Origin of the sequence: Lentzea indica, assembly GCF_012184385.1 — a bacterium.
Taxonomy (GTDB): domain Bacteria; phylum Actinomycetota; class Actinomycetes; order Mycobacteriales; family Pseudonocardiaceae; genus Lentzea; species Lentzea indica.
In genome coordinates, this window is sequence record NZ_VSRL01000088.1 from 1 (window position 1) to 18500 (window position 18500).

An 18500-nucleotide genomic window follows, 5' to 3' on the forward strand; every position below is an offset into this window, starting at 1 on the left:
GTGGCCGGCGCCGTCGCGACGGCGCCGTTGCTGGGCGGGGTGGCCACGGCGCTGGCCGGTGGCGCGGACGCGTTGTTCAAGGCGGGGAAGTTCGAGGAGGCCGGCCGCGCGTACGAGGAGATCCTGAGAACAGACCCCACGAACCTGCACGCGGCCCGCCAGCGCGGCTATGTCGGGCTGTTGGCCAACAAGTTCGCCGACGCCGAGAAATACCTCAAGATGGCCATCGAGCTGGCGCCCGCCGACAAGGCTGCCCACAAGTTCCTGGCCGACTGCTACATCCGGCAGGACAAACTCACCCTCTCCGTACCGCACTGGCGAGCAATCGGCGAGGAATCCATCGCCAAATGGTTCACAGCGGTCGGCGACGAGCCGTATCAGATCCACGGCGACATCGGCCGGGCGCAGTTTCTGAAGATGGACCCGATGCCGCAGGTGGAGGCCTCGGTCAACGGCGGACCGCCTAAGCGCTTCACGTTCTACACCGGCGCCCCGAGCCTGAGCCTGACCTCGACGGTGGCCAAGGAAGCCGGGCTGAAGCCCGTCGCCAGCCAGAAGATCGACTACATGGGAGGCAGCGTCTGGGCGCACTACGGGGTCCTGGACTCCTTCAAGCTGGGCGGCCTCGAACTGCGCAACGTCCCTGTGGGCTGGTCGACGACGGAGTCGGGCGAGGATGTCGACACCGACAACGACGGCATGATCGGCACCTGGGTCTTCTACCACCTGCTGACCACTTTCGACTACGCGGGCCGATCGCTGATCCTGCGCCGCCCGACCCCCGAAACGGTCAGGAAGGTACGCGCCGACGCCATCCGTGCGGGCGCCAGGCCCCAGCCGCTGTGGCTGGCCCGTGACCACTACCTGCACAGCACGGGCAGCATCGCCGGCTCCGGAACACGGGTGGTGGGCACGAACTTCGGCGGCCGCAGCGAGATGGCCGCGGTCATCTTCGGGGACACGGCCGAGCAGCTGCGGATCCGCACCGACTACGGCCGCCCGCTCGAGACGTTCGGCCACAGCTCCCCGGCGGTCGTCTACCCCTGCTACCCGAAGGAGATCCGCGTGGGCAGCGCCATCGCCAAGGAGTTCTACTGCGGATCCCACCCGACCGCCAAGGTCGGAGAGCTCGGGTTCGACGTGCCGGCCGCCTTGTTCCAGTGCTTCTGGAAGCCCTACACCGTCACGCTCGACTTCACTGGCATGAACCTCTACGTCGCCCCCGGCGTCAGCGCTTGATCAGACGCAGGAACCGCGTCCACTGGTGGGCCGTGAGCGGGAGCGCAACGGACGGGGCCTTGCTGTCCCGGATGCCGAGGCCACGGCCCACTTCCACGCAGTTGCCATCACTGGCGCTGTAGCTGCTCTTCCGCCACCTGGTCATGACGAGACTCCTCACCGATGATTTCGGTGATCAGCTTCCTCGTTTGCGACTCGTCCAACGCCGTCCGACCGAGTGACGTCACCACAGTGTCGTAGAGACCGACAGAAGGCTGATCTTCGAGAAACACGTTAGCCCCCTCGTTCTCCACGTAGACGATCGACGGGATCTTCTTGCACTTCAGCAGGTCGAAGTCCCCGGCCAGTCCGGCGTGAGGGCCGAAGGCGGTGGGAATCAGCCGAATCGTGAGGTAGGGCCGGACCGACAGGCGCGGCAGGTGGTGCAGCTGCTCCGCCATGACCCGTTCGTCTCCGACTGGAAGCCGCAGTGCCTGCTCGCGCATGAAGATCGTGACGGTTCGATAGCCGTCGAGAACCGCTTTCTGACGAGCGGTCCGGTTCTGGACGAGCTCGTGCGCCTCTTCCAGGGGCAATGGCTTGGCGAGCGCGAGGTGCCGTGTGTAGTCGGGCACCTGCAACATGCCGTGCACGACGTTCATCGACCAGCCGGTGATGCTGGACGCGATCTTTTCGTGCTCGCGCAGTGTGCGCGTCGATCTGTCATGCCGGACTTGGTGGGCTGCAACCAATCCCGGACGTTCGTGTCGTGGTGCAGGGCCATCAGGTGGTCGAACTCGTCCGGCGGCGTGCGCAGCAGACCCAGCAGCTTGGCCAGCTCGACGTCGGTCACGCCTTCCTTGCCGTTGACGAGCTCCGAGACCTTGGCCTCCTGCCAGCCCAGCAACTCGGCGGCGGCGCGGTTGGTCAGGTCGGCCGCCCGCAGCAGCGCCCGTATCGCGTCGCCGAACTCGCGGCCGCGCACCGTTGATCTCCGCAAAGGCATGCAGGGACGGTAGATCCGCCCGTCCGTTTGGCTCCACCCATCCGCCGCAGATCAACCTGAAAGCATGCTGTTTGGCGGTCTTCCAAACTCACGGACGACGGACGCGAGGCAACTTGGCGATCTTCGCCGCCGCTTGATCCTCGTCGATCATGCCCTGGCGCGCCCGCCGCTTCAGGGCGAACCCGACGTGCTCGGCGAGCGGGGTGTCGGGCCACTTGCGCCACCAGTGCTGTGGGCGTTCGCGCTTCAGCTCGGTCTCGATGTCGTCCGGCTCGGTCTGCACCAGCACGAGGTGCGCCCCGCGACGGTGCGCGCGCTCGCGAAGGCGCTTCGACTTGGGGATGTTCTTGCGGGACGCCTTGTCGTTCTCCCCGTAGTTGTTGCGACGGTCCCTGGCGTAGCTGAGCGCCTTCTTCTCCTGTGGCGACTTCCTCTTCACGAGCAGCACGGTAGCCAGACGGCGGGTGGGTCCGCACGCGATTTTGCTCCAGCGTGCTAACTTTTGCTCATGCGAGCAAAGACCGTGACCGAGCAGGCCCGCCGAGCGCAGATCGTGACGGCGGCCATCGCCACGATCGCCGAGCTGGACTACGCCGAGACGTCGTTCAAGGCGATCGCGGCGCGGGCGGGCCTGAGCAGCACGGGGCTGATCTCGTACCACTTCAGGAACAAGCAGGAACTCGTCGACGTGGTGTTCGCGGACGTCCTGGAGCGCTTCCAGGCGTTCGTCAGCGCGCGCATGGGCCAGGACAGCGCTCGGGCCGAGCTGCGGGCGTTTCTCCAAGCCAACATCGCGTTCATCCGCGAGCACCGCGCCGACATGCTGGCGTTCCTGCGGATCAGGGCACACGCGGCGGTGACCGACGGGGGCATCGCCGACTCCGATCACGTGGCGCTCGCCGAACTCCTCCGGCAGGGGCAGGAGGCCGGCGAGTTCCGCGCGTTCGACCCGGACGTGATGGCGGTGTTCGTCCTCGCGATGCGCAACGGCGTCGTGCTGCGGTCCGGGGCACTCGATCTCGACGTCTGCGAACGCGAGCTGGTCGCGGCCGTCGAGCTGGCAACAGGAGGTTAGTCATCTTGCGTCGGGGGACGTTGTTGGCCGCACTGCTCCTGGTGAGCGCGTGCGGGAAGGGGGTATCGGTGACTTCGGACGTCGTTGCGACCGACACCGGCCAGGTCAGGGGCGATCAACGCGACGGGCACCTGGTGTTCCAGGGGATCCCGTACGCGGCCAAGCCGGAGCGGTGGAAGCCGCCGGTGAAACCTCAGGCGTGGAGCGGGGTCCGGGACGCCCTCCAGCCCGGCAGCCCGTGTCCACAGGTCGGTTCCAGTTACGCGGCAACGAAAAACACGGACGAGGACTGTCTGTTCGCCAACGTCACGACGCCTTCCACCACGGGCCGCAAGCCGGTGCTGGTGTGGATCCACGGTGACGGAGCGGTCGGCGCGGGGCATTACTTCAACGCCGAACGTCTTGCGCGGCAAGGGGATGTCGTCGTGGTGACGTTCAACTACCGGATGGGGGTGTTCGGCGGGTTCGGTCTGCCAGGGCTGCCGCACTCCGGCGAGTTCGGGCTGCTGGACCAGCGGGCCGCGCTGGAGTGGGTGCAGCGCAACATCTCGGCTTTCGGCGGCGATCCCGGCAACGTGACGCTGTTCGGGGTGTCGTTCGGCGCGACGGCCGTGAGCGCTCACCTCATCGGCCAGAAACCGTTGTTCCACAAGGCGATCATGCACAGCTCGTTCACGCTGGTGGACGTGCCGAAGGGTGCCTGGTACGCAGATCTGGAGGCGTTGCCGTCGCTGGCGTGGCGGCCGGTGCCCGAGATCCAGGAGATCGGCGCGATGATCACCCGCGAACTGGGCTGCGCGGACGTCGAGTGCCTGCGGCGGCTGCCGGTGGAGAAGCTGCTCGAGTACGAGCAGATCATGAACATCTTCCAGCCCGTCGGCTATGGCGGGGAGCTGCTGCCGAAGCTGCCGGCGGAGTCGTTGGAGGCCGGTGAGTTCGCCGGGATCCCGATCCTCGCCGGGGCGACGCGCGACGAGCACAACAGCTTCGTCGGGCTGTTCCGGCAGGAGCCGATGTCTGGGAGGACTACTCGCGACTGTTGCGCGAGGCGTTCCCGGAGAAGGCCGCCGCGGTCGAGCGCGAGTACCCGGTCAGCGCCTACGCGTCACCGAAGCAGGCGTTGGCGGCGGTGCTGACGGATCGCGTGTGGGCGCGGGCCACGTTCCGGCAGAACACGTTGTACGCGCAGAAGGCGCCGGTGTACGCGTTCGAGTTCGCCGACCGCAACGCCGCGACGAACCCGGAGTTCCCGGCGGAGCTGCACGGCGCCAACCACTCGTCCGACATCGACTACCTGTTCCCGGACGGCGACTTCGCCAAGGACCGCGGGCTGTCCGACCACATGATCAAGGCGTGGACGGACTTCGCCCGCACCGGAACGCCGGGGTGGCCGACGTTCTCCGAGGGGCAGTACGTGCAGTCACTGGCTCCTGGCGCGATCGGGCGAGTCGACTACGCGGCCACCCACAAGCTGCCGTTCTGGAACAGCTGACAGGGGCTTCACCGGGACCTGATCCCGATCATCGCTACCCTGGGGAACGTGCCCGGCACCCGCAGCTCGCGAACCCGCGCGTATCTCGCGCGGGTTTTCGCCGTGCTCGCGCTGGTCGCCGGCGTCGCGATGATGCAGGGAACCCCGTGTGAGACGGAGTTCGCCTGGACCGCGCAGTGCCCGACGTCGAGCACCCACGTGGCCGCCCACCCCGATCAGGCCGACCACGCCGGGTTGATCGAGGGCATTCTCATCGCGGGTGCCTGCCTCGTGGTGGCGCTCGCGGTTCTGATCGGTTTCGCCGTGCTGCGGCGGTCCGGCTCGTTCCAGGTGCTCTCGGTGCGCCTGCCCGCGGTCTTGTCCCCTCCTTCACGTCGGCTGGAAGTACGGCTGGCGCAGCTCTGCGTGCTGCGCGCCTAGACCGAACCCGTTCTTCGGTCTCTTTTCCCAGCCCTCGTGGAGGTAGTTCGTCATGTCCAAGAACGCTCGGCTGTCCCTGATCATCGTCGCCGTCGTGGCGGTGGTGATCGCGGGCTTCGTCTTCTTCAGCCGCAACAACAACACGACCGCCGCACCGCAGTCCGCCGGCGGCAAGGTGACCGTCGTCGAGTACCTCGACCTCGAATGCCCGTCCTGCCGCGCCGCCCACCCCGGCGTGGAGAAGCTCAAGACCGAGTACGGCGACCGCGTGACGTTCGACGTGCGGCACTTCCCCATTCCCAGCCACCGCAACGCCGAGCTGGCCGCCGTCGCGGTCGAGGCGGCGGGTGCGCAGGGCAAGCGGGACGAGATGTTCAAGCTCATGTTCTCCGCGCAGCAGGAGTGGGGCGGGCAGCAGACGTCCCAGCGCACCGTGTTCGCCGGGTTCGCCCAGCAGCTCGGGCTCGATGGCGCCGCGTTCGAGGCGGCGCTGGAAGACCCGGCGCTGCGGGAGCGGGTGCTGCAGCAGCGGGCGGAGGGCAGCAAGGCCGGGGTGCAGGGCACGCCGACGTTCTTCATCAACGGCACCAAGTTCACCGGCGCGCCAACGTATGACGCCCTGAAGTCCGCGATCGACCGGGAGCTTTCGTCATGAACTCGTCCCTGAAGGAACGAGCTTGCCAGCCGCCGCGAGCGGCGGTTTCCAGGCTTGCTGCTGCCGTCCTAGCTGGCTGCCAGGATGGGCGCTGCGTCTGGGCGCATGACTTCGCCCCAGCACACGACACCGCGAGCCGCGATGTTGTGTGCTGCGTTGTGATCGACGTGCCCAACGAAGTCGCACCGGCCGCACTGGAACACCGCCTGACTGCGGCGGTTGCGTTTGTCGACGTGCCCGCAGGCGTGGCAGGTCTGCGAGGTGTAGGCCGGATCGACCTGCACCACCGCCACACCAGCCTGCTGGGCCTTGTAGGTCAGGAACTGGCCGAGTTGGGCGAACGCCCAGGAGTGCAGCGTGGCCCGTTGGGGCTTGCGAAGCCGTACCCGGGCGCGGATTCCTGTCAGTTCCTCGACGGCGATCCCGCGTCCGGTGCGTTCAGCCTCGGCCACGATGTTCTTGCTGATCCGGTGGTTCACGTCGGCCGCGAACCGTGCCTCCTTGCGGCGGCGTTTCTTGAGCAGCCGTCTCGCGGAGGATGTCTTGGCCTGCAACCGTTTCCGGATTCGGTTCTGGCGTTCGCGGTAGCGGTTCAAGCGCGACCCGCAGAACCGGTCACTGTCAGAGGTGGTCGCGATGTTGACGATGCCCAGGTCGACCCCGAGGAACCCGTTCGCCGGTTCCTGCCGGGCGGCCTCGGGACTGTCGACGACGGCGTGCAGCAGCCACACCCCGTCCCGGTGCAGCAGATCGGTTTCCCCGATCGCCGGTCGGGAGCGCAGCAGGGCGAGATGCCCGGGGTTTCCGACGATCCGCACGGCGCGGAGCCGACCGGCGACCGTCCAGATCGACACTGTCCCGTCGCGGCCCGTGTCACCGAGTTGCCAGGACAGGCAGCGGGCGTCGAACGGCTGCCCCGCTTGCGGACGGAACCTGATCGGGGTGTCCTCGACCTTTCGGCGCCGGTCCGACCCGGGCGGCCCGTAGTTGCCTGCCTTGAGGCCGGCCCGCAGTGTCGTGTAGGCGTCCACGGTCTTGCCGATGACCCGGATCGCCGGTTGGGCGGCCAGCCCGAACCGTTCCCGCAGTTCGGTGTAGAGGCGTTTCTGCACGTCGAACTTCCGGAACGCCTGGTCGGTGTGCATCCGCTCAGACAGCCAGGAAGCTGCCGCATTGCAGGCGCGCAGGGTATCGCCCAGCGCCGACGCCTGCTCGGGCGTCGGCAGCAACCGCACCTGCACAACCTGCTTCACGTTGATCATCATAGCATTGGTCTATGTCACCACGATGGGAACCCGACCCCAGCGTACGCAGGGGACGCAGTGTCATCTACAACCTCCACGTCCACCTGGTCTTCGTCACAAAGTACCGGCGTGGCGCGTTCACCGATCAGATCCTGCGCCGCTGCGAGGAGATCATGCGGGACGTGTGCGCCGGCCTGGGCGCGGAGCTGCGCGAGTTCAACGGCGAGACCGACCACGTGCATCTGCTCGTGCACTATCCGCCCAGTCTGGCCCTGTCCACGCTGGTCAACAGCCTCAAAGGCGTCTCCTCTCGGCGCCTGCGGCAGGAATTCTCCGCGCACATCCGCCGATACCTGTGGGGACAGCACTTCTGGTCGCCCTCGTACTTCGCCGGGTCGTGCGGAGGTGCGCCCTTGTCAATCATCAAGGAGTACATCGACCAGCAGAAGCGTCCCGACTGACGGCCCGCTGCGCGGGCCGGGCAAGCCGGGATCGACTCCTCCTGGCTGTGAACGACCAGGCTTCCGCCGATTGGAGTTCAGGTGAACCGGTTGGTCGCGTGGGTGCTCGCCATCGGCGGGTTCGCCGGCCTGGTCGCCTCCTTCGTGCTGACGATCGAGAAGATCGCCCTGCTCAAGGACCCGTTCTACGTGCCGACGTGCAGCATCAACCCGGTGCTGAGCTGCGGCTCGATCATGAAGACCTCGCAGGCGGAGGTGTTCGGGTTCCCCAACCCGTTGCTCGGCATCGCGGGGTTCACAGTGGTCACGACGCTCGGTGTCTTGCTGGTGGCAGGCGTGTCATTGCCTCGGTGGATCTGGATCGGGCTGCAGGCCGGCACGACGTTCGGAGTGCTGTTCGTGCACTGGCTGATCGTCCAGTCGCTGTACGAGATCGGGGCGCTGTGCCCGTACTGCATGGTCGTGTGGGCGGTGACGATCCCGATCTTCTGGTACACGACGCTGCGCAACATCAAGCCGGACTTCCAGTACCACAGCGTCGTGCTGATCCTGTGGTACCTGCTGATCGCCGCGGGTGTGTTGCAGGCGTTCTGGTTCTACTGGTCGTCGCTGGTGTAGTCACAGCTGGGGCACCGTGCACGGGCGCGTGCCCTAGCCGGAAGTCGCGGGTGTCGATCGGTCGCGGCAGTAGCCGATCCGGTGGTCCGCGCTGCGAACGGCCCACACGACGACGACCAGCGCGACGGCCCACAGCGGGTAGTTCATCGCAATCTTCGAGACCGTCAGCCAGCCGACCTCGTTGTGCTCGTAGAGCGTTCGCATCACGACGAACCGGGCCGCGAACACGGCCGCGAGCACAGCGGTGGCGATGTCGTAGCGCCGCAGCGACGGGCGGTCGTGGCGCCACCACATGCCGACCCCCTGCACGGCGCTCCAGACCACGCCGACCATCGGACGTCGGAGCAGAATCGAGACGGTCAGGACGGTGGACGCCGCGAAGTACCACCAGATGTCGGCCAGGAAGAAGTCCCTGGCCTCACCGCTTCGTGCGGCGAAGAACCCGGCCACCGCGACGCCGACGAACCCGCCGAACGCCGGCCGCAGGGGCTGTCGGCGCACCGCACGCACCAGCATGACCACCACGCCCGTGCCGACGGCGGCGGCTATCGCCGGGTACACACCCCACCACGAGTTGGCGATCACCAGCACCGTGGCGGGCAGGGACGACTGGACCAGCCCGGTCAGGCCGCCGGTGCGCTCCCACAACGTTGCCCCCTCGCCGGGGCGTTCTCTGTCTGTGCCGTCGGACCCCATTGGATTCTCCGTTCAGGATGGATCGGCGGCGGCCGCGGCCCGGTTCCCCTGTTCGATCGATCGCCTGGCGCGAGCAGGGTCGTCGCCGTAGCCAACCAGCAGCCGAAAGGTCATGTCATCGAGGACGAACCGCACCTGTTCGTGCGGCAGGAGCTGGGCAACCGTCATGACGACCAGTCCGTGTCGCATGCTCCACAACTGTGCCGCCCAGACCGGGACCTGGAACTCCTGTGCGGCCGGGAAGCGGCCGGCGGCGATGCATCGGCGTACCAGCGCAACCAGCCGGTCGAACGTTCCCGCGCCGAGGTTGTCGTCCTCAGGAGGAGGGTCGAGGAACATCGCCCGGTACAGATGCGGGTTCGCCACGCCGCTCGCGAAGAACACCGCGCTGGCCGCCGCGAGATCGGCGACCGGGTCGTCCGAGGCCGGCAAAGCGTCGAGCCGCGCGTCAAGGCGGACGAAACCCTCCTGCCGGACCGCCCTGCGGATCTCCGCCATGTTCTGGAACCGGCTGAACACGGCCATCGTCGAGGAGCCGACCTCGGCGGCCAACCGCCGGCTGGTCAGCGCGGCCGGACCCTCTTCGGCCAGTACGCGCGCGGCCGTCTCGATCAGCGTTGTCCGCAGCCTGGGGTCAGCGGTCCGAGGGCTCACACGTGGAGCATACCAGCGTTATGTATCAGTGGTACAGAACGCATGTCAGAGCAGCACTGACCGCAAAGTCTCGATGCTCGTGAAGTGGTGGCCGCGCATGCCGACGCGTTCTGCGGCCTGCACGTTCTCCAGCCTGTCGTCCACGAACAGGATCTCGCCGCCGCCCAACGCGTCCCGGCACCACCGGAAAGCCGCGGCCTCCGGTTTCGCGGCACCGATGCGGCACGAGAACCCGCGCACCTCGAACAGGTCCAGCCACGCGTAGGTGCGCTCGAAGTACCGCGCGTGGTCCTCGGGAATGTTGGACAGCAGGGCGATGCGCCGACCGGCGCGGTGCAGCTCGTGCAGAAGCGCGACCATCTTGTAGTCGACCCGGCTCCAGCTCGCGACGTCCTTCTCGACGAGCGGAGGGTGGCCGACCTGCGCCCAGTACTCCTCCGCCGTCACGTCACCGCGGTCGTAGGCGGGACGGTGCGCCCAGTACGCCTCCCAGAACGAGGGCGACGTGCTCATCGAAGCCATGACCTCGGCCGACTGATCGCGGGCGATCACCCCGAACATGTCGAACAGCACGATCATGCCGTCACCACCGTCACGCCCGCGGCCGTCAGTCCCTCGTCGCCGTCCGCGTCGGTCACCACAGCGTCCAAAGAGGACACCGGCGCCACGAACGCCAGCGCGGTGCGGGTCAGTTTCGACGCGTCGACGGCGGCGATCACACGCCTGGCCGAGGCGATGGCGGCTCGTTTCACCGAGGCGTCCTCCAGATCGAACGCGGTCATGCCCTGCTCGGCCGACAGGCCACAGCAGCCGATCACCGCGGTGTCGAAGCGCAAGGACTCCAGGGAGGCCAGCGTCAGAGGGCCGGTCAGAGCCAGCTCGCCAGGACGGGGACGACCACCGGGAACCAGCAGCGTCAAAGACGAAGACGACGACAGCGCGTTCACGGCGTGCAGCGACAACGGCATGACGGTCAGCCGTCGGTCGTGCAGCAGGCGGGCGACTTCGAGGCAGGTGGTGCCGCTGTCCAGCACGACCGACTCGCCGTCCGCGAGCAGGCCGGCGACGGCGGTGGCGATGCGGCGCTTCGCGGCTGTGTTGTCGTCCGAGCGCAGCGCGAACGGGGGTTCGGAGCCGCGCAGGAGCAGGCTGCGGGCGCCGCCGCGGAAGCGTTCCAGGACGCCCTGGGCGGCGAGAACTTCCAGGTCGCGGCGGATGGTCATCTCGGAGGCGCCGGTCAGCGAGGCCAGGTCCGCCACGCCGAGGGAGCCGGCGTCGCGGACCGCCTCGGTGATCTGCTTCAGTCGGGACACGGCCGTGATTGAACACGAGTTGTGTTCGTTACTCAAGCTTTCAAACACTGGATTTGTTCGTTAGCGTGAAGCATGTGAACGCTCTCAAGGCCGCGCGGGTGGCCACCTTCACGTACTTCGCGCTCAACGGGTTCCTGCTCGGGCTGTGGCTCGTGCACATCCCGACGGTCGAGCAGCGCACGGGCATCGACCACGCCGAGCTCGGCCGCCTGCTGCTGTTGCTCGGGCTGGGTGCGTTCGTGGGCATGCGGATCGGCGGCAAGGTCACCGACCGCGTGGGTGTGAAGCTGGTCGTGCCGGTCGGGGGCGTGCTGTGCAGTCTGTCGGCGTTGCTGCCCGGTCTGGCGGTCGGGCAGTGGACGCTCGGTGCGGCGCTTCTCATCTTCGGCCTCGGCAACGGGCTGATGGACGTCAGCATGAACGCGCACGCCGTGGTGGTGGAACGGCACTACAAGCGTCCGGTGATGTCGGCGTTCCACGCGACGTGGTCGCTCGGTGGTGTCGCGGCGGCGTTGACCGGCGCACGCACGTTGAGCTGGGAGCTCTCCCCCGCCACGACACTCGGCGCGGCGGCCGTGCTCGGCGTCGTCGTCAGCATCGTCGCGGCGAAGGCCCTGCTCAACGAGAAGGACAAGCAGCACGTCCAGGTGACCGGCAAGCGCAAGGTGCCGCGCCGGATCTGGGTGATGGCGGTGCTGGCGGGCTTGGTGATGCTGAGCGAGGGCGCGGCGAACGACTGGAGCGTGCTGCACCTTCAGGACATCCTCGACGCCTCGCCGGAGATCGCCGCACTGGCCTATGGCGCGTTCGCGACGACGATGACGATCGGACGGCTGCTCGCCGACCGGATCACCGCGAAGGCCGGATCGGTGGCGGTGCTGCGCTGGGGCTCGGCGATCGGCGCGGCAGGCATCGCGACCGCGGCGCTCTCACCGTGGATCTGGCTGGCGCTGGTGGGCTGGGCGATCGCCGGTGCCGGGTTGTCGGGCACGGTGCCGCAGCTGTTCAGCGCGGCCGGGCACGCGGAACCCGGTGCGGCCGCCGCCAACGTGTCACGCGTGGCGGGGCTGGGCTACCTCGGTGTGCTGGCCGGACCCGGGGTGATCGGCTGGATGACGCACGTCGTGCCGCTCAACATCGCGTTCCTGCTGCCGGTGGCGTTCTGCGTGGTCGCGGCGTTCTCGGCCGGCGTGTTGCGGACCGACCCCGCCGAGGAGCGCGTTGCGGCGTAAGACTGTGCGCATGGATCTCCCCACAACAGATCTTGCCAAGACAGATCTCGCTGAGCTGGATCTCACCACCGCGCACCTGGCCGACGCCTGCATCCGGGCGAACATCCCGGTCCGCACGGCCACGTTGACGCCGGTCGTCCCCGGCACCAAGGTGTCCGGTCGCGTCCTGCCCGCACGGCACGCGGGCAGCGTTGACATCTTCCTGGAGGCCATCGAACGCAGCGAGCCCGGCGACGTGCTCGTCGTCGACAACGACGGCCGCACGGACGAGGCCTGCGTGGGCGACCTGATCGTGCTCGAAGCCCGTCAGGCCGGTCTGGCCGGCGTGGTGATCTGGGGTCTGCACCGCGACACCCAGGACATCCGGGCGATCGGGTTGCCGGTGTTCAGCCTCGGCGCCAACCCGACCGGCCCGTTGAGCCTGCGCGATCGTGCGCCCGAGGCTCTCTCGACGGCCGAGGTCGGCCAGTGGACCGTCACGTCCGATGACGTCGTGTTCGGTGACGACGACGGCGTGCTGTTCGTGCCGGCGTCGGAGGTGGACGCCGTCCTCGCCAAGGCCGCGGGCATCCGTGACGTCGAACGCGCGCAAGCCGAGCGGGTGCGGCAGGGTGAGTCCCTGCGCAGCCAGCTGCGGTTCGGCGAGTACCTGGCGAGCGGGCTCACGTTCCGCGAGCATCTGCGCAAGATCGGCGGCGCAGTCGAGGAGTGAGGCCATGATCGCGGACAGATACCGGGCCCGTGCGGATGCGTTCGAGGCGAAGATCGCCCAGGTACGCGAGGACCAGTGGGACAACCCGTCGCCGTGTGCCAAGTGGACCGCCCGTGGGGTGGTGGACCACATCATCGACATGCACGGCGTGATGCTCGGCCGGCAGATCCCCCGCACCGATAGCCCGTTGGCGGACTTCCGCGAGGCCCGGCGCCAGGTCGAAGCGGCGCTCGGGTCGGACCGGGCGAAGAGCGAGGTCTCCACACCGGGCGGCCCGATGACGCTGGAGGACCACATCGACCAGGTGGTCAGCGACGACCTGGTGCTGCACGGCTGGGACCTCGCCCGCGCCACCGGCCAGGACGAGACCATCCCCGCCGCCGACGTGGAACGCCTCTGGGCCGCCGCGACGTCCGTGCCGCCGGAGCTGATGGAACGCTTCCGCACACCCGGCGCGTTCGGTCCCGGCATCGAGGTCTACGGCGCCGAGGTTCCGGTGCCCGAGGACGCTCCGCTGCAGGACAGGCTGCTCGGGTATGTGGGCCGAGACCCCTTGTCGAAAACCGTCTGAGCACTTCGACGGGTCCGTGCAGGCAGCCGCTGAGAGGAACACAGGACATGGACTGGACTCTGGAAGTCATCGTGGTGCCGGTGTCGGACCTGGACCGGGCGAAGCACTTCTACGCCGAGCAGCTCGGTTTCAAGGTCGACCACGACACGACGTTCAACGAGGACACCCGCATCATGCAGCTCACGCCGCCCGGCTCCGCGTGCTCGATCGTGATGGGCAAGGGCATCGTGAAAGGCGAGCCGGGCGCGTTGAAGGGCGTGCAGCTGGTCGTCTCCGACCTGGAGAAGGCCCGCGCGCAGCTGATCGAGCGCGGCGTCGAGGTCGGCGAGATCGTGCGCATGAACGAACAGGACGGCGGGTCGTTCATCTTCTTCGACGACCCGGACGGCAACAGCTGGGCCGTGCAGGAGATCAAGGCCCGCGCGACCGGTGGGGAGTGGAAGTGAAGTACATGCTGGTCAGCTACGGCGGCAGCCAGGAGGACTGGGAAGGTCTCGCCGCGTGGTCGGACGAGGACATGCACCGCATGATCGCCTACATGCGCGACCTGGACGCCGAGCTGCGCGCGTCCGGTGAGTCCTGCAGTCCGAGGGCCTGAGCAGACCGGCGCGGGCGTTCGTGGTGCGCGGGTCCGACGACGCCGACGGCCCGCCGATCGTCGTCGACGGGCCGTTCGCGGAGTCCAAGGAGGTCATCGCCGGGTACTGGGTGGTGGACGTCGAGAGCCACGAACGGCTGCTCGAGGTCGCTCGCAAGTGCTCGGCGTGCCCCGGTCCCGGCGGGAAGATCCTCAACCAGCCGATCGAGGTCCACCCGGTCATGGGTGCGCCCGACGTGGACCCCGAAACTCTGGCTCCGTACCAGAAGTAGCGGTGAGGGGCCGGGAACCCCGGCCCCTCACGCCGTCACTTGAGGTCGTACGCGCGGATGATGGTCTGCTGGACCTCACCGCCCGCGTCCGCCGCCCGTGCCTTGAACGACACGTTCTTGGCGCCGTGCGGATGGATCAGCGTGACCTGCCAGCCACCGCGGGTCTTGCGCAGCGGCACCGGCTTCCACGTCTTGCCCTCGTCGTAGGACACCTGCACCGCGGGGTCCTTGATGTCGGTGACCTTGCCCGTTCCGTTGCGCTCCACCGTGATCGGCACGGTGACGACCTTGCCGGCCCGGTTGTGCTCGTCGAGCCGGGGCGAGAACCGGACCGCGAGCAGCGGCACCGGCTTGTACTCCTCACCCGCGACGAACTCGGACGTGAACGACCAGTCCGCGGTGACCTGCGACGACTGCGTGTCGCGGGTCGTCTCGGTGTGCACCTGGTAGCGCTTCTTCTCCGCCGGCATGTTCGGCAGGTTGGCGTAGCCGGAGGCGGGCTGGTCGGAGATCACCTTGCCGTCGAGGGTCACGACGGTTCGGCCGGTCTTCTCTGCACTGCCGCCGAACATGCCTTCCGCGCTGTACAACGGCATGTCCACGCGCAGCTGGTTGCCCACGCGTCCGGCGAACCGCACGTACCGCGGGTCGTTCGGCACGCCGGGGCCGTAGACGGCGCTGTTCCAGTGCTCGGTGGTGGTGCGGCCGAGCTTGAAGACGCGTGGCACGGCCGAGTACTGGTAGCCGAGGCTCGGGTACTCGCCGAGCTTCGTGAACTCGGTCAGTGAGCCGGACCACTCCACACCGGGCGTGTAGAACTCCTTGAGCCGCAACGGCAACGGGCCAGAGGCGCCGTTGTCGCGCTGGCCGACCGAGCCCGGCACGCGGGCGTGCGTGACCGAGTCGACCTTGGCCAGCTCGCAGTCCTTCACCGCCCGCTGGACGTTCTCCGGCACGCGGGTCTTCTCGGAGATCCGCACGTGGTACTGGTACAGGCTGCCGTCGAAGCGGCCGTTGCCGTCCGGCTTGGCCATCACCGACTGCGCGTAGAACTGGAACTTCGGCCACGACGTCTTCGACGGGCGGACGAGGAATCCCTCGAAGTTGTTCAGGATCCAGGTGCCGCCGGTCTGACCCCAGTTGGCCCGCATGTCGAACCCGAGCTCGGAGGTCGCCGGCGCGGCGTCCTTCTGCTCGACCGCGATGGACGGCTGATTGGCCTGCCGCGCGTCGAACACGATGTCGGTGTTGCCGGTGATCTCGATCGCCGGTTCGGTCAGCGCGGTCATCGTGCCGCGCTTCGTCGGATCGGCATCGCGCGTGTAGATGGACCCGTCCAGGAAGAACGTCCCCTTCGGCAGACGTTGCACGAGCGTGCCCGACGGGTCGAACCGGAAGTGCGCCTTCGGCTGGTTCACGTCGACGAACCGGTACTGGTAGTCAGGCGTCGGCTTGCCGTTGCGGTCGAGGAACGTGAGCTTCACGTCGTAGCTCTCGACCTCCTTCACGACACCGACCGGCGTGCGGGTGCCGTCGGAGGCCAGGATCGCCGCCCCGTAGACCGCGTCCGGCACGCTCGCGCGGGTGTCCGCAGTGACCGTGGCGTCCGCGGTGCCGCCCGCCGGGATGGTCAGCTTGGACGGCAAGACGCTCAGCAGGCCGTTCGCGGCGGGCTTCACGTCCGCCACGCTCAGGTCGAGCGTCACGGGCGTGGTGCCGTTGTTGCGGTAGGTCAGCTTCTGCGTGATGGGTTTGTCGTCGTCGTGCGGCCACTGCGCGGTGCCCAGAGTGAGGCTGCCGTGGTTGGTGGAGACCGCCGTGGACACGGCACGGCCGACGTCGAGACGTCCGGCGCCCTGGTCGTAGATGCTCAGCGACGGGTTGGGCTTGGCGCTGTTCATCAGCGCGGCCTTGATGTCCTCCGCCTTCCACTGCGGGTTCTTGGAGGCGATGATCGCCGCCGCGCCCGCCACGTGCGGCGTGGCCATCGACGTGCCGGACAGCGCGACGTGCGCGTCACCGACGGGCGTGCCGATCTGGCCGTTCTTGGCCTTGGCCGCCACGATGTCGGCGCCCGGCGCGGTGATGTCGGGCTTGACCGCGTTGTTCACCCAGCGCGGGCCGCGCGAGGAGAAGTCGGCGAGCTTGTCGTCACGGTCCACGGCGCCGACGGTGAGGGCCGCGTCGGCGGCCCCTGGCGAGCCGATCGGACCACCGGAGTTGCCCGCGGCGACCACGAACAGCGCACCGGTCTGCTCGGTGATCCGGTTGAGCGCCAGCGACATCGGGTCGGTGCCCTCGTCGGGCCACGAGCTGCCCAGGCTCATGTTGATGATCTTGGCCTTGGTCGCGGCCCACTCCATGCCGGCGATGATGTCGCTCTCGCGGCCGCCGCCGTAGTCGCCGAGGACCTTGCCGTTGACGATCTTCGAGTCGGGCGCGATGCCCTTGTACCTGCCGTCGCCGGTGACGGTCGAGGCGACGTGCGTGCCGTGGCCCATGCGGTCGTCGGTCGTGTCGCTGTCGCTGAAGTTCTTCGACTCCACGACGGCGCCCGCGAGGTCCGGATGGGTCTCGTCGACGCCGGTGTCGAGGATCGCGACGGTGACGTCCTTGCCGGTGAAGCCCTTCTCCCACGCCTGCGGCGCGCCGACCTGCGCGGCACTGCGGTCCAGTGACGCCGTCACCTTGCCGTCGAGCCAGATCTTTCCGGTGCCCGCCGCCCGGACACCGGCCCAGAACCCGCCGCTCTTGTCGACCGTGACCGCACGCGCGCCGATGCTCGGCAACGACTCGGCGCCGGCCCCGCTGATCCCCTGCCCCTGCACGATCAGCGGAATGGTCTTGCTGGACGCGTCGTCGTAGCCGGATCTGGCCAGCAGCGAGACGTCGAACAGCCGCTCGTCGAGCTCGCCGGAGTTGAGCCGGGCCTGGGCGTCGAGCGGGATGACGTGCAGGTCGCCCCGCGGGTCCTTGAACGTCCGGAAGCCGACGTTCTCCCTGCCCTTGGCCGCTCTGGCCTGGATCTTGCCGCCGGCGACGGTGACCTCGTCGCCGGTGATGAGCGTGACCTTGGTGGTCAGCCCGTCGGCACGCACTTCTTGTTCCGGTGCCGCAGAAACAGGAACGGCCGTCGTGGCGGCAACCACGGCGGCCGTCAGTCCTGCGGCGATGTGTGATCGTTTCAACGCGAACTCCCCTGGTTCACTGTGGAGGTGTTAGCCCTCAGTGACTAAGACAGTTCTCACCGTGTTCGCGTTGCGGCGTGGATCACATCACATATTCACAGAAATGGCTCTAAACCGGGGTCGGCCGGGCGGCGTGCCAGAGGCTCGCGACGTGGCGTGCGTCGGTGCCGCAGCAGCCGCCGATGATCGACAAGTTCGGCAGTTGTGGCCGCAGGCGGTCCTGGTCGGAGGCGAGCTGTGCCGGGTCGCCATCGTCCAGTTCGGTGGCCTCGTCCAGTTCGGCGTGACTCTTCGTGGACGCGTTGCAGCGCAGGCCCTCGATGCGGTCGCGCCACGGGCCCGGCTCGGCCAGTGCCGCCTCGACGTGGGTCGGGTGGGCGCAGTTGATCAGGTAGTGGTCAGGCGGCGCGGCCGCGTCGACGGCGGAGATCGCGTGCCCGAGAAGGTCGCCGCTCGGCAGGCGGCCGTCGGTCTCGACCGTGAACGAGATCGCGACCGGGATGCCGGTGTCGCGGGCGGCGCGGACGATGCCGATCGCCTCCTCGACGTGAGTCATCGTGTACGCGGTCGCCAGGTCGGCGCCGGCCCTGGCGAACGCCTCGAGCTGCGGGCGGTGGTAGTCCGCCGCCGCGTCCGGGTTCGCGACGTAGTCCGGGCGGTAGCCGTCGCCGCGTGGGCCGATCGAGCCGCCGATCAGGATCTCAGGCACCGCGTACCGGTCGCGGAGGCCGGCCAGCATGGTGATCGCCGCCTCGTTGGCCCGTGCCAGCGCCGCAGCGGAGTAGCCGAGCAGTGCGCCCCAGTCGCCGCTCGCTCGCCAGGTGGGTGACTCCAGCATCAGGCTCGCGCCGGCCCACTCGGCGATCGCCGCGTAGTCGTCGTAGTAGGCGGTCAGCAGCTCGCGCCCCTCGACGGTCTCCACCAGCGGGAACGCGGCGAAGTACGGCAGGTCCACTCCGTGGTGGTAGATCAGGTCGGTTTCCAGGCCACCGTCGGTGACCACGCGTCGTAATCGCTCCATGGCTTCATCCCTCACTCGGTACCAGACTAGTTGGTCTGGTTCCTACCAGACTGC

At 68.3% G+C, this 18500-nt stretch carries 25 protein-coding genes; 14 read left to right on the forward strand and 11 right to left on the reverse strand.

All coding sequences use genetic code 11. From position 1 onward, the window contains the following. Positions 1-1239 (forward strand): aspartyl protease family protein (locus FXN61_RS23575; protein ID WP_167976221.1); only part of this gene is annotated, 1239 nt, incomplete at its 5' end. Here FXN61_RS23575 and FXN61_RS23580 read toward each other — a convergent pair. From FXN61_RS23580 to FXN61_RS23595, 4 genes are all read right to left on the reverse strand, one after another. Next, complete coding sequence (locus tag FXN61_RS23580) at positions 1229-1384, reverse strand: DUF397 domain-containing protein (RefSeq protein ID WP_167976222.1); 156 nt, start codon at positions 1382-1384, stop codon at positions 1229-1231. The two genes, FXN61_RS23575 and FXN61_RS23580, sit on opposite strands and share 11 nt — an antisense overlap. After that, the gene (locus tag FXN61_RS23585; RefSeq protein WP_167976223.1) at positions 1347-1880 is read right to left on the reverse strand and encodes a DUF5753 domain-containing protein; all 534 of its coding nucleotides are present in this window, start codon (positions 1878-1880) and stop codon (positions 1347-1349) included. Before FXN61_RS23585 ends, FXN61_RS23580 begins: the two co-directional genes overlap by 38 nt. Beyond that, positions 1877-2224 carry a helix-turn-helix domain-containing protein gene (locus tag FXN61_RS23590; RefSeq protein WP_167976224.1) on the reverse strand — a complete coding sequence of 116 codons (348 nt, stop codon included), beginning with the start codon at positions 2222-2224 and terminating at the stop codon, positions 1877-1879. Before FXN61_RS23590 ends, FXN61_RS23585 begins: the two co-directional genes overlap by 4 nt. An 88-nt stretch (positions 2225-2312) precedes the next feature. Then, positions 2313-2663, reverse strand: coding sequence for a hypothetical protein (locus tag FXN61_RS23595; RefSeq protein ID WP_167976225.1), 351 nt, complete (start codon positions 2661-2663; stop codon positions 2313-2315). Positions 2664-2732: 69 nt separating this feature from the next. Here FXN61_RS23595 and FXN61_RS23600 point away from each other — a divergent pair, with 69 nt between their 5' ends. From FXN61_RS23600 to FXN61_RS23615, 5 genes are all read left to right on the forward strand, one after another. Then, entirely contained in the window at positions 2733-3299 is a 567-nt protein-coding gene (locus FXN61_RS23600; RefSeq protein ID WP_167976226.1) for a TetR/AcrR family transcriptional regulator, read from the forward strand. Positions 3300-3367: 68 nt separating this feature from the next. Then, positions 3368-4435 carry a carboxylesterase family protein gene (locus FXN61_RS23605; protein WP_312877943.1) on the forward strand — a complete coding sequence of 356 codons (1068 nt, stop codon included), beginning with the start codon at positions 3368-3370 and terminating at the stop codon, positions 4433-4435. Then, positions 4339-4791: a carboxylesterase family protein gene (locus FXN61_RS54510; protein ID WP_281360614.1), complete on the forward strand. Its 453-nt coding sequence runs from the start codon at positions 4339-4341 to the stop codon at positions 4789-4791. The genes FXN61_RS23605 and FXN61_RS54510 overlap by 97 nt, the downstream gene beginning before the upstream one ends. Before the next feature lie 48 nt (positions 4792-4839). Next, positions 4840-5211, forward strand: a complete 372-nt coding sequence (locus FXN61_RS23610; RefSeq protein WP_167976227.1) for a hypothetical protein — start codon at positions 4840-4842, stop codon at positions 5209-5211. A 52-nt stretch (positions 5212-5263) separates the two neighbouring features. Further along, the gene (locus tag FXN61_RS23615; RefSeq protein ID WP_167976228.1) at positions 5264-5866 is read left to right on the forward strand and encodes a DsbA family protein; all 603 of its coding nucleotides are present in this window, start codon (positions 5264-5266) and stop codon (positions 5864-5866) included. A 68-nt stretch (positions 5867-5934) separates the two neighbouring features. On the opposite strand, the gene FXN61_RS23620 is transcribed toward FXN61_RS23615, so the two are convergent. Continuing rightward, positions 5935-7119 carry an RNA-guided endonuclease InsQ/TnpB family protein gene (locus FXN61_RS23620; RefSeq protein ID WP_223165561.1) on the reverse strand — a complete coding sequence of 395 codons (1185 nt, stop codon included), beginning with the start codon at positions 7117-7119 and terminating at the stop codon, positions 5935-5937. A gap of 23 nt (positions 7120-7142) precedes the next feature. Between FXN61_RS23620 and tnpA the strand changes: the two genes are divergently transcribed. Both tnpA and FXN61_RS23630 read left to right on the forward strand, forming a co-directional pair. Continuing rightward, positions 7143-7571, forward strand: coding sequence for an IS200/IS605 family transposase (gene tnpA / locus FXN61_RS23625; protein WP_167976230.1), 429 nt, complete (start codon positions 7143-7145; stop codon positions 7569-7571). 81 nt (positions 7572-7652) lie between these two features. Continuing rightward, positions 7653-8189, forward strand: a complete 537-nt coding sequence (locus FXN61_RS23630; protein ID WP_312877944.1) for a vitamin K epoxide reductase family protein — start codon at positions 7653-7655, stop codon at positions 8187-8189. A gap of 33 nt (positions 8190-8222) precedes the next feature. On the opposite strand, the gene FXN61_RS23635 is transcribed toward FXN61_RS23630, so the two are convergent. Genes FXN61_RS23635 through FXN61_RS23650 form a run of 4 tightly spaced genes read right to left on the reverse strand, consistent with a single transcriptional unit; the run spans position 8223 to position 10852 of the window. Then, positions 8223-8885 (reverse strand): DUF3159 domain-containing protein, encoded by a 663-nt coding sequence (locus tag FXN61_RS23635; RefSeq protein ID WP_167976231.1) that lies wholly within the window; start codon positions 8883-8885, stop codon positions 8223-8225. A gap of 12 nt (positions 8886-8897) precedes the next feature. After that, positions 8898-9539 (reverse strand): TetR/AcrR family transcriptional regulator, encoded by a 642-nt coding sequence (locus FXN61_RS23640; RefSeq protein ID WP_167976232.1) that lies wholly within the window; start codon positions 9537-9539, stop codon positions 8898-8900. 45 nt (positions 9540-9584) lie between these two features. Continuing rightward, entirely contained in the window at positions 9585-10118 is a 534-nt protein-coding gene (locus FXN61_RS23645; protein WP_167976233.1) for an HAD family hydrolase, read from the reverse strand. Beyond that, complete coding sequence (locus FXN61_RS23650; RefSeq protein WP_312877945.1) at positions 10115-10852, reverse strand: DeoR/GlpR family DNA-binding transcription regulator; 738 nt, start codon at positions 10850-10852, stop codon at positions 10115-10117. Before FXN61_RS23650 ends, FXN61_RS23645 begins: the two co-directional genes overlap by 4 nt. 74 nt (positions 10853-10926) lie before the next feature. Between FXN61_RS23650 and FXN61_RS23655 the strand changes: the two genes are divergently transcribed. The 6 genes from FXN61_RS23655 to FXN61_RS50175 are packed head-to-tail and all read left to right on the forward strand — an operon-like array spanning position 10927 to position 14237. Then, positions 10927-12084 carry an MFS transporter gene (locus tag FXN61_RS23655; protein WP_312877946.1) on the forward strand — a complete coding sequence of 386 codons (1158 nt, stop codon included), beginning with the start codon at positions 10927-10929 and terminating at the stop codon, positions 12082-12084. Positions 12085-12094: 10 nt separating this feature from the next. Further along, on the forward strand, positions 12095-12796 hold the full coding sequence (locus tag FXN61_RS23660) for an RraA family protein (protein ID WP_167976234.1): 702 nt from the start codon (positions 12095-12097) through the stop codon (positions 12794-12796). A gap of 4 nt (positions 12797-12800) precedes the next feature. Continuing rightward, positions 12801-13367 carry a TIGR03086 family metal-binding protein gene (locus tag FXN61_RS23665; RefSeq protein WP_167976235.1) on the forward strand — a complete coding sequence of 189 codons (567 nt, stop codon included), beginning with the start codon at positions 12801-12803 and terminating at the stop codon, positions 13365-13367. Positions 13368-13414: 47 nt separating this feature from the next. Next, positions 13415-13813: a VOC family protein gene (locus tag FXN61_RS23670; protein ID WP_167976236.1), complete on the forward strand. Its 399-nt coding sequence runs from the start codon at positions 13415-13417 to the stop codon at positions 13811-13813. After that, positions 13810-13965: a hypothetical protein gene (locus FXN61_RS50170; protein ID WP_188135399.1), complete on the forward strand. Its 156-nt coding sequence runs from the start codon at positions 13810-13812 to the stop codon at positions 13963-13965. Before FXN61_RS23670 ends, FXN61_RS50170 begins: the two co-directional genes overlap by 4 nt. 20 nt (positions 13966-13985) lie before the next feature. Further along, on the forward strand, positions 13986-14237 hold the full coding sequence (locus FXN61_RS50175) for a YciI family protein (protein ID WP_312877947.1): 252 nt from the start codon (positions 13986-13988) through the stop codon (positions 14235-14237). Positions 14238-14272: 35 nt separating this feature from the next. On the opposite strand, the gene FXN61_RS23680 is transcribed toward FXN61_RS50175, so the two are convergent. Then, positions 14273-17425 carry a S8 family peptidase gene (locus tag FXN61_RS23680; protein ID WP_167976237.1) on the reverse strand — a complete coding sequence of 1051 codons (3153 nt, stop codon included), beginning with the start codon at positions 17423-17425 and terminating at the stop codon, positions 14273-14275. 109 nt (positions 17426-17534) lie between these two features. Then, positions 17535-18446, reverse strand: a complete 912-nt coding sequence (locus tag FXN61_RS23685) for a homocysteine S-methyltransferase family protein (protein WP_167976238.1) — start codon at positions 18444-18446, stop codon at positions 17535-17537. Between the last annotated feature and the right edge of the window lie 54 nt (positions 18447-18500).

Coding starts and splice junctions, on each gene's coding strand:
- FXN61_RS23580 (WP_167976222.1), bottom strand. CDS start 1,384: ATGACCAGGTGGCGGAAGAGCAGCTACAGCGCCAGTGATGGCAACTGC.
- FXN61_RS23585 (WP_167976223.1), bottom strand. CDS start 1,880: ATGAACGTCGTGCACGGCATGTTGCAGGTGCCCGACTACACACGGCAC.
- FXN61_RS23590 (WP_167976224.1), bottom strand. CDS start 2,224: ATGCCTTTGCGGAGATCAACGGTGCGCGGCCGCGAGTTCGGCGACGCG.
- FXN61_RS23600 (WP_167976226.1), top strand. CDS start 2,733: ATGCGAGCAAAGACCGTGACCGAGCAGGCCCGCCGAGCGCAGATCGTG.
- FXN61_RS23615 (WP_167976228.1), top strand. CDS start 5,264: ATGTCCAAGAACGCTCGGCTGTCCCTGATCATCGTCGCCGTCGTGGCG.
- tnpA (WP_167976230.1), top strand. CDS start 7,143: ATGTCACCACGATGGGAACCCGACCCCAGCGTACGCAGGGGACGCAGT.
- FXN61_RS23635 (WP_167976231.1), bottom strand. CDS start 8,885: ATGGGGTCCGACGGCACAGACAGAGAACGCCCCGGCGAGGGGGCAACG.
- FXN61_RS23645 (WP_167976233.1), bottom strand. CDS start 10,118: ATGATCGTGCTGTTCGACATGTTCGGGGTGATCGCCCGCGATCAGTCG.
- FXN61_RS23660 (WP_167976234.1), top strand. CDS start 12,095: ATGGATCTCCCCACAACAGATCTTGCCAAGACAGATCTCGCTGAGCTG.
- FXN61_RS23665 (WP_167976235.1), top strand. CDS start 12,801: ATGATCGCGGACAGATACCGGGCCCGTGCGGATGCGTTCGAGGCGAAG.
- FXN61_RS23670 (WP_167976236.1), top strand. CDS start 13,415: ATGGACTGGACTCTGGAAGTCATCGTGGTGCCGGTGTCGGACCTGGAC.
- FXN61_RS23685 (WP_167976238.1), bottom strand. CDS start 18,446: ATGGAGCGATTACGACGCGTGGTCACCGACGGTGGCCTGGAAACCGAC.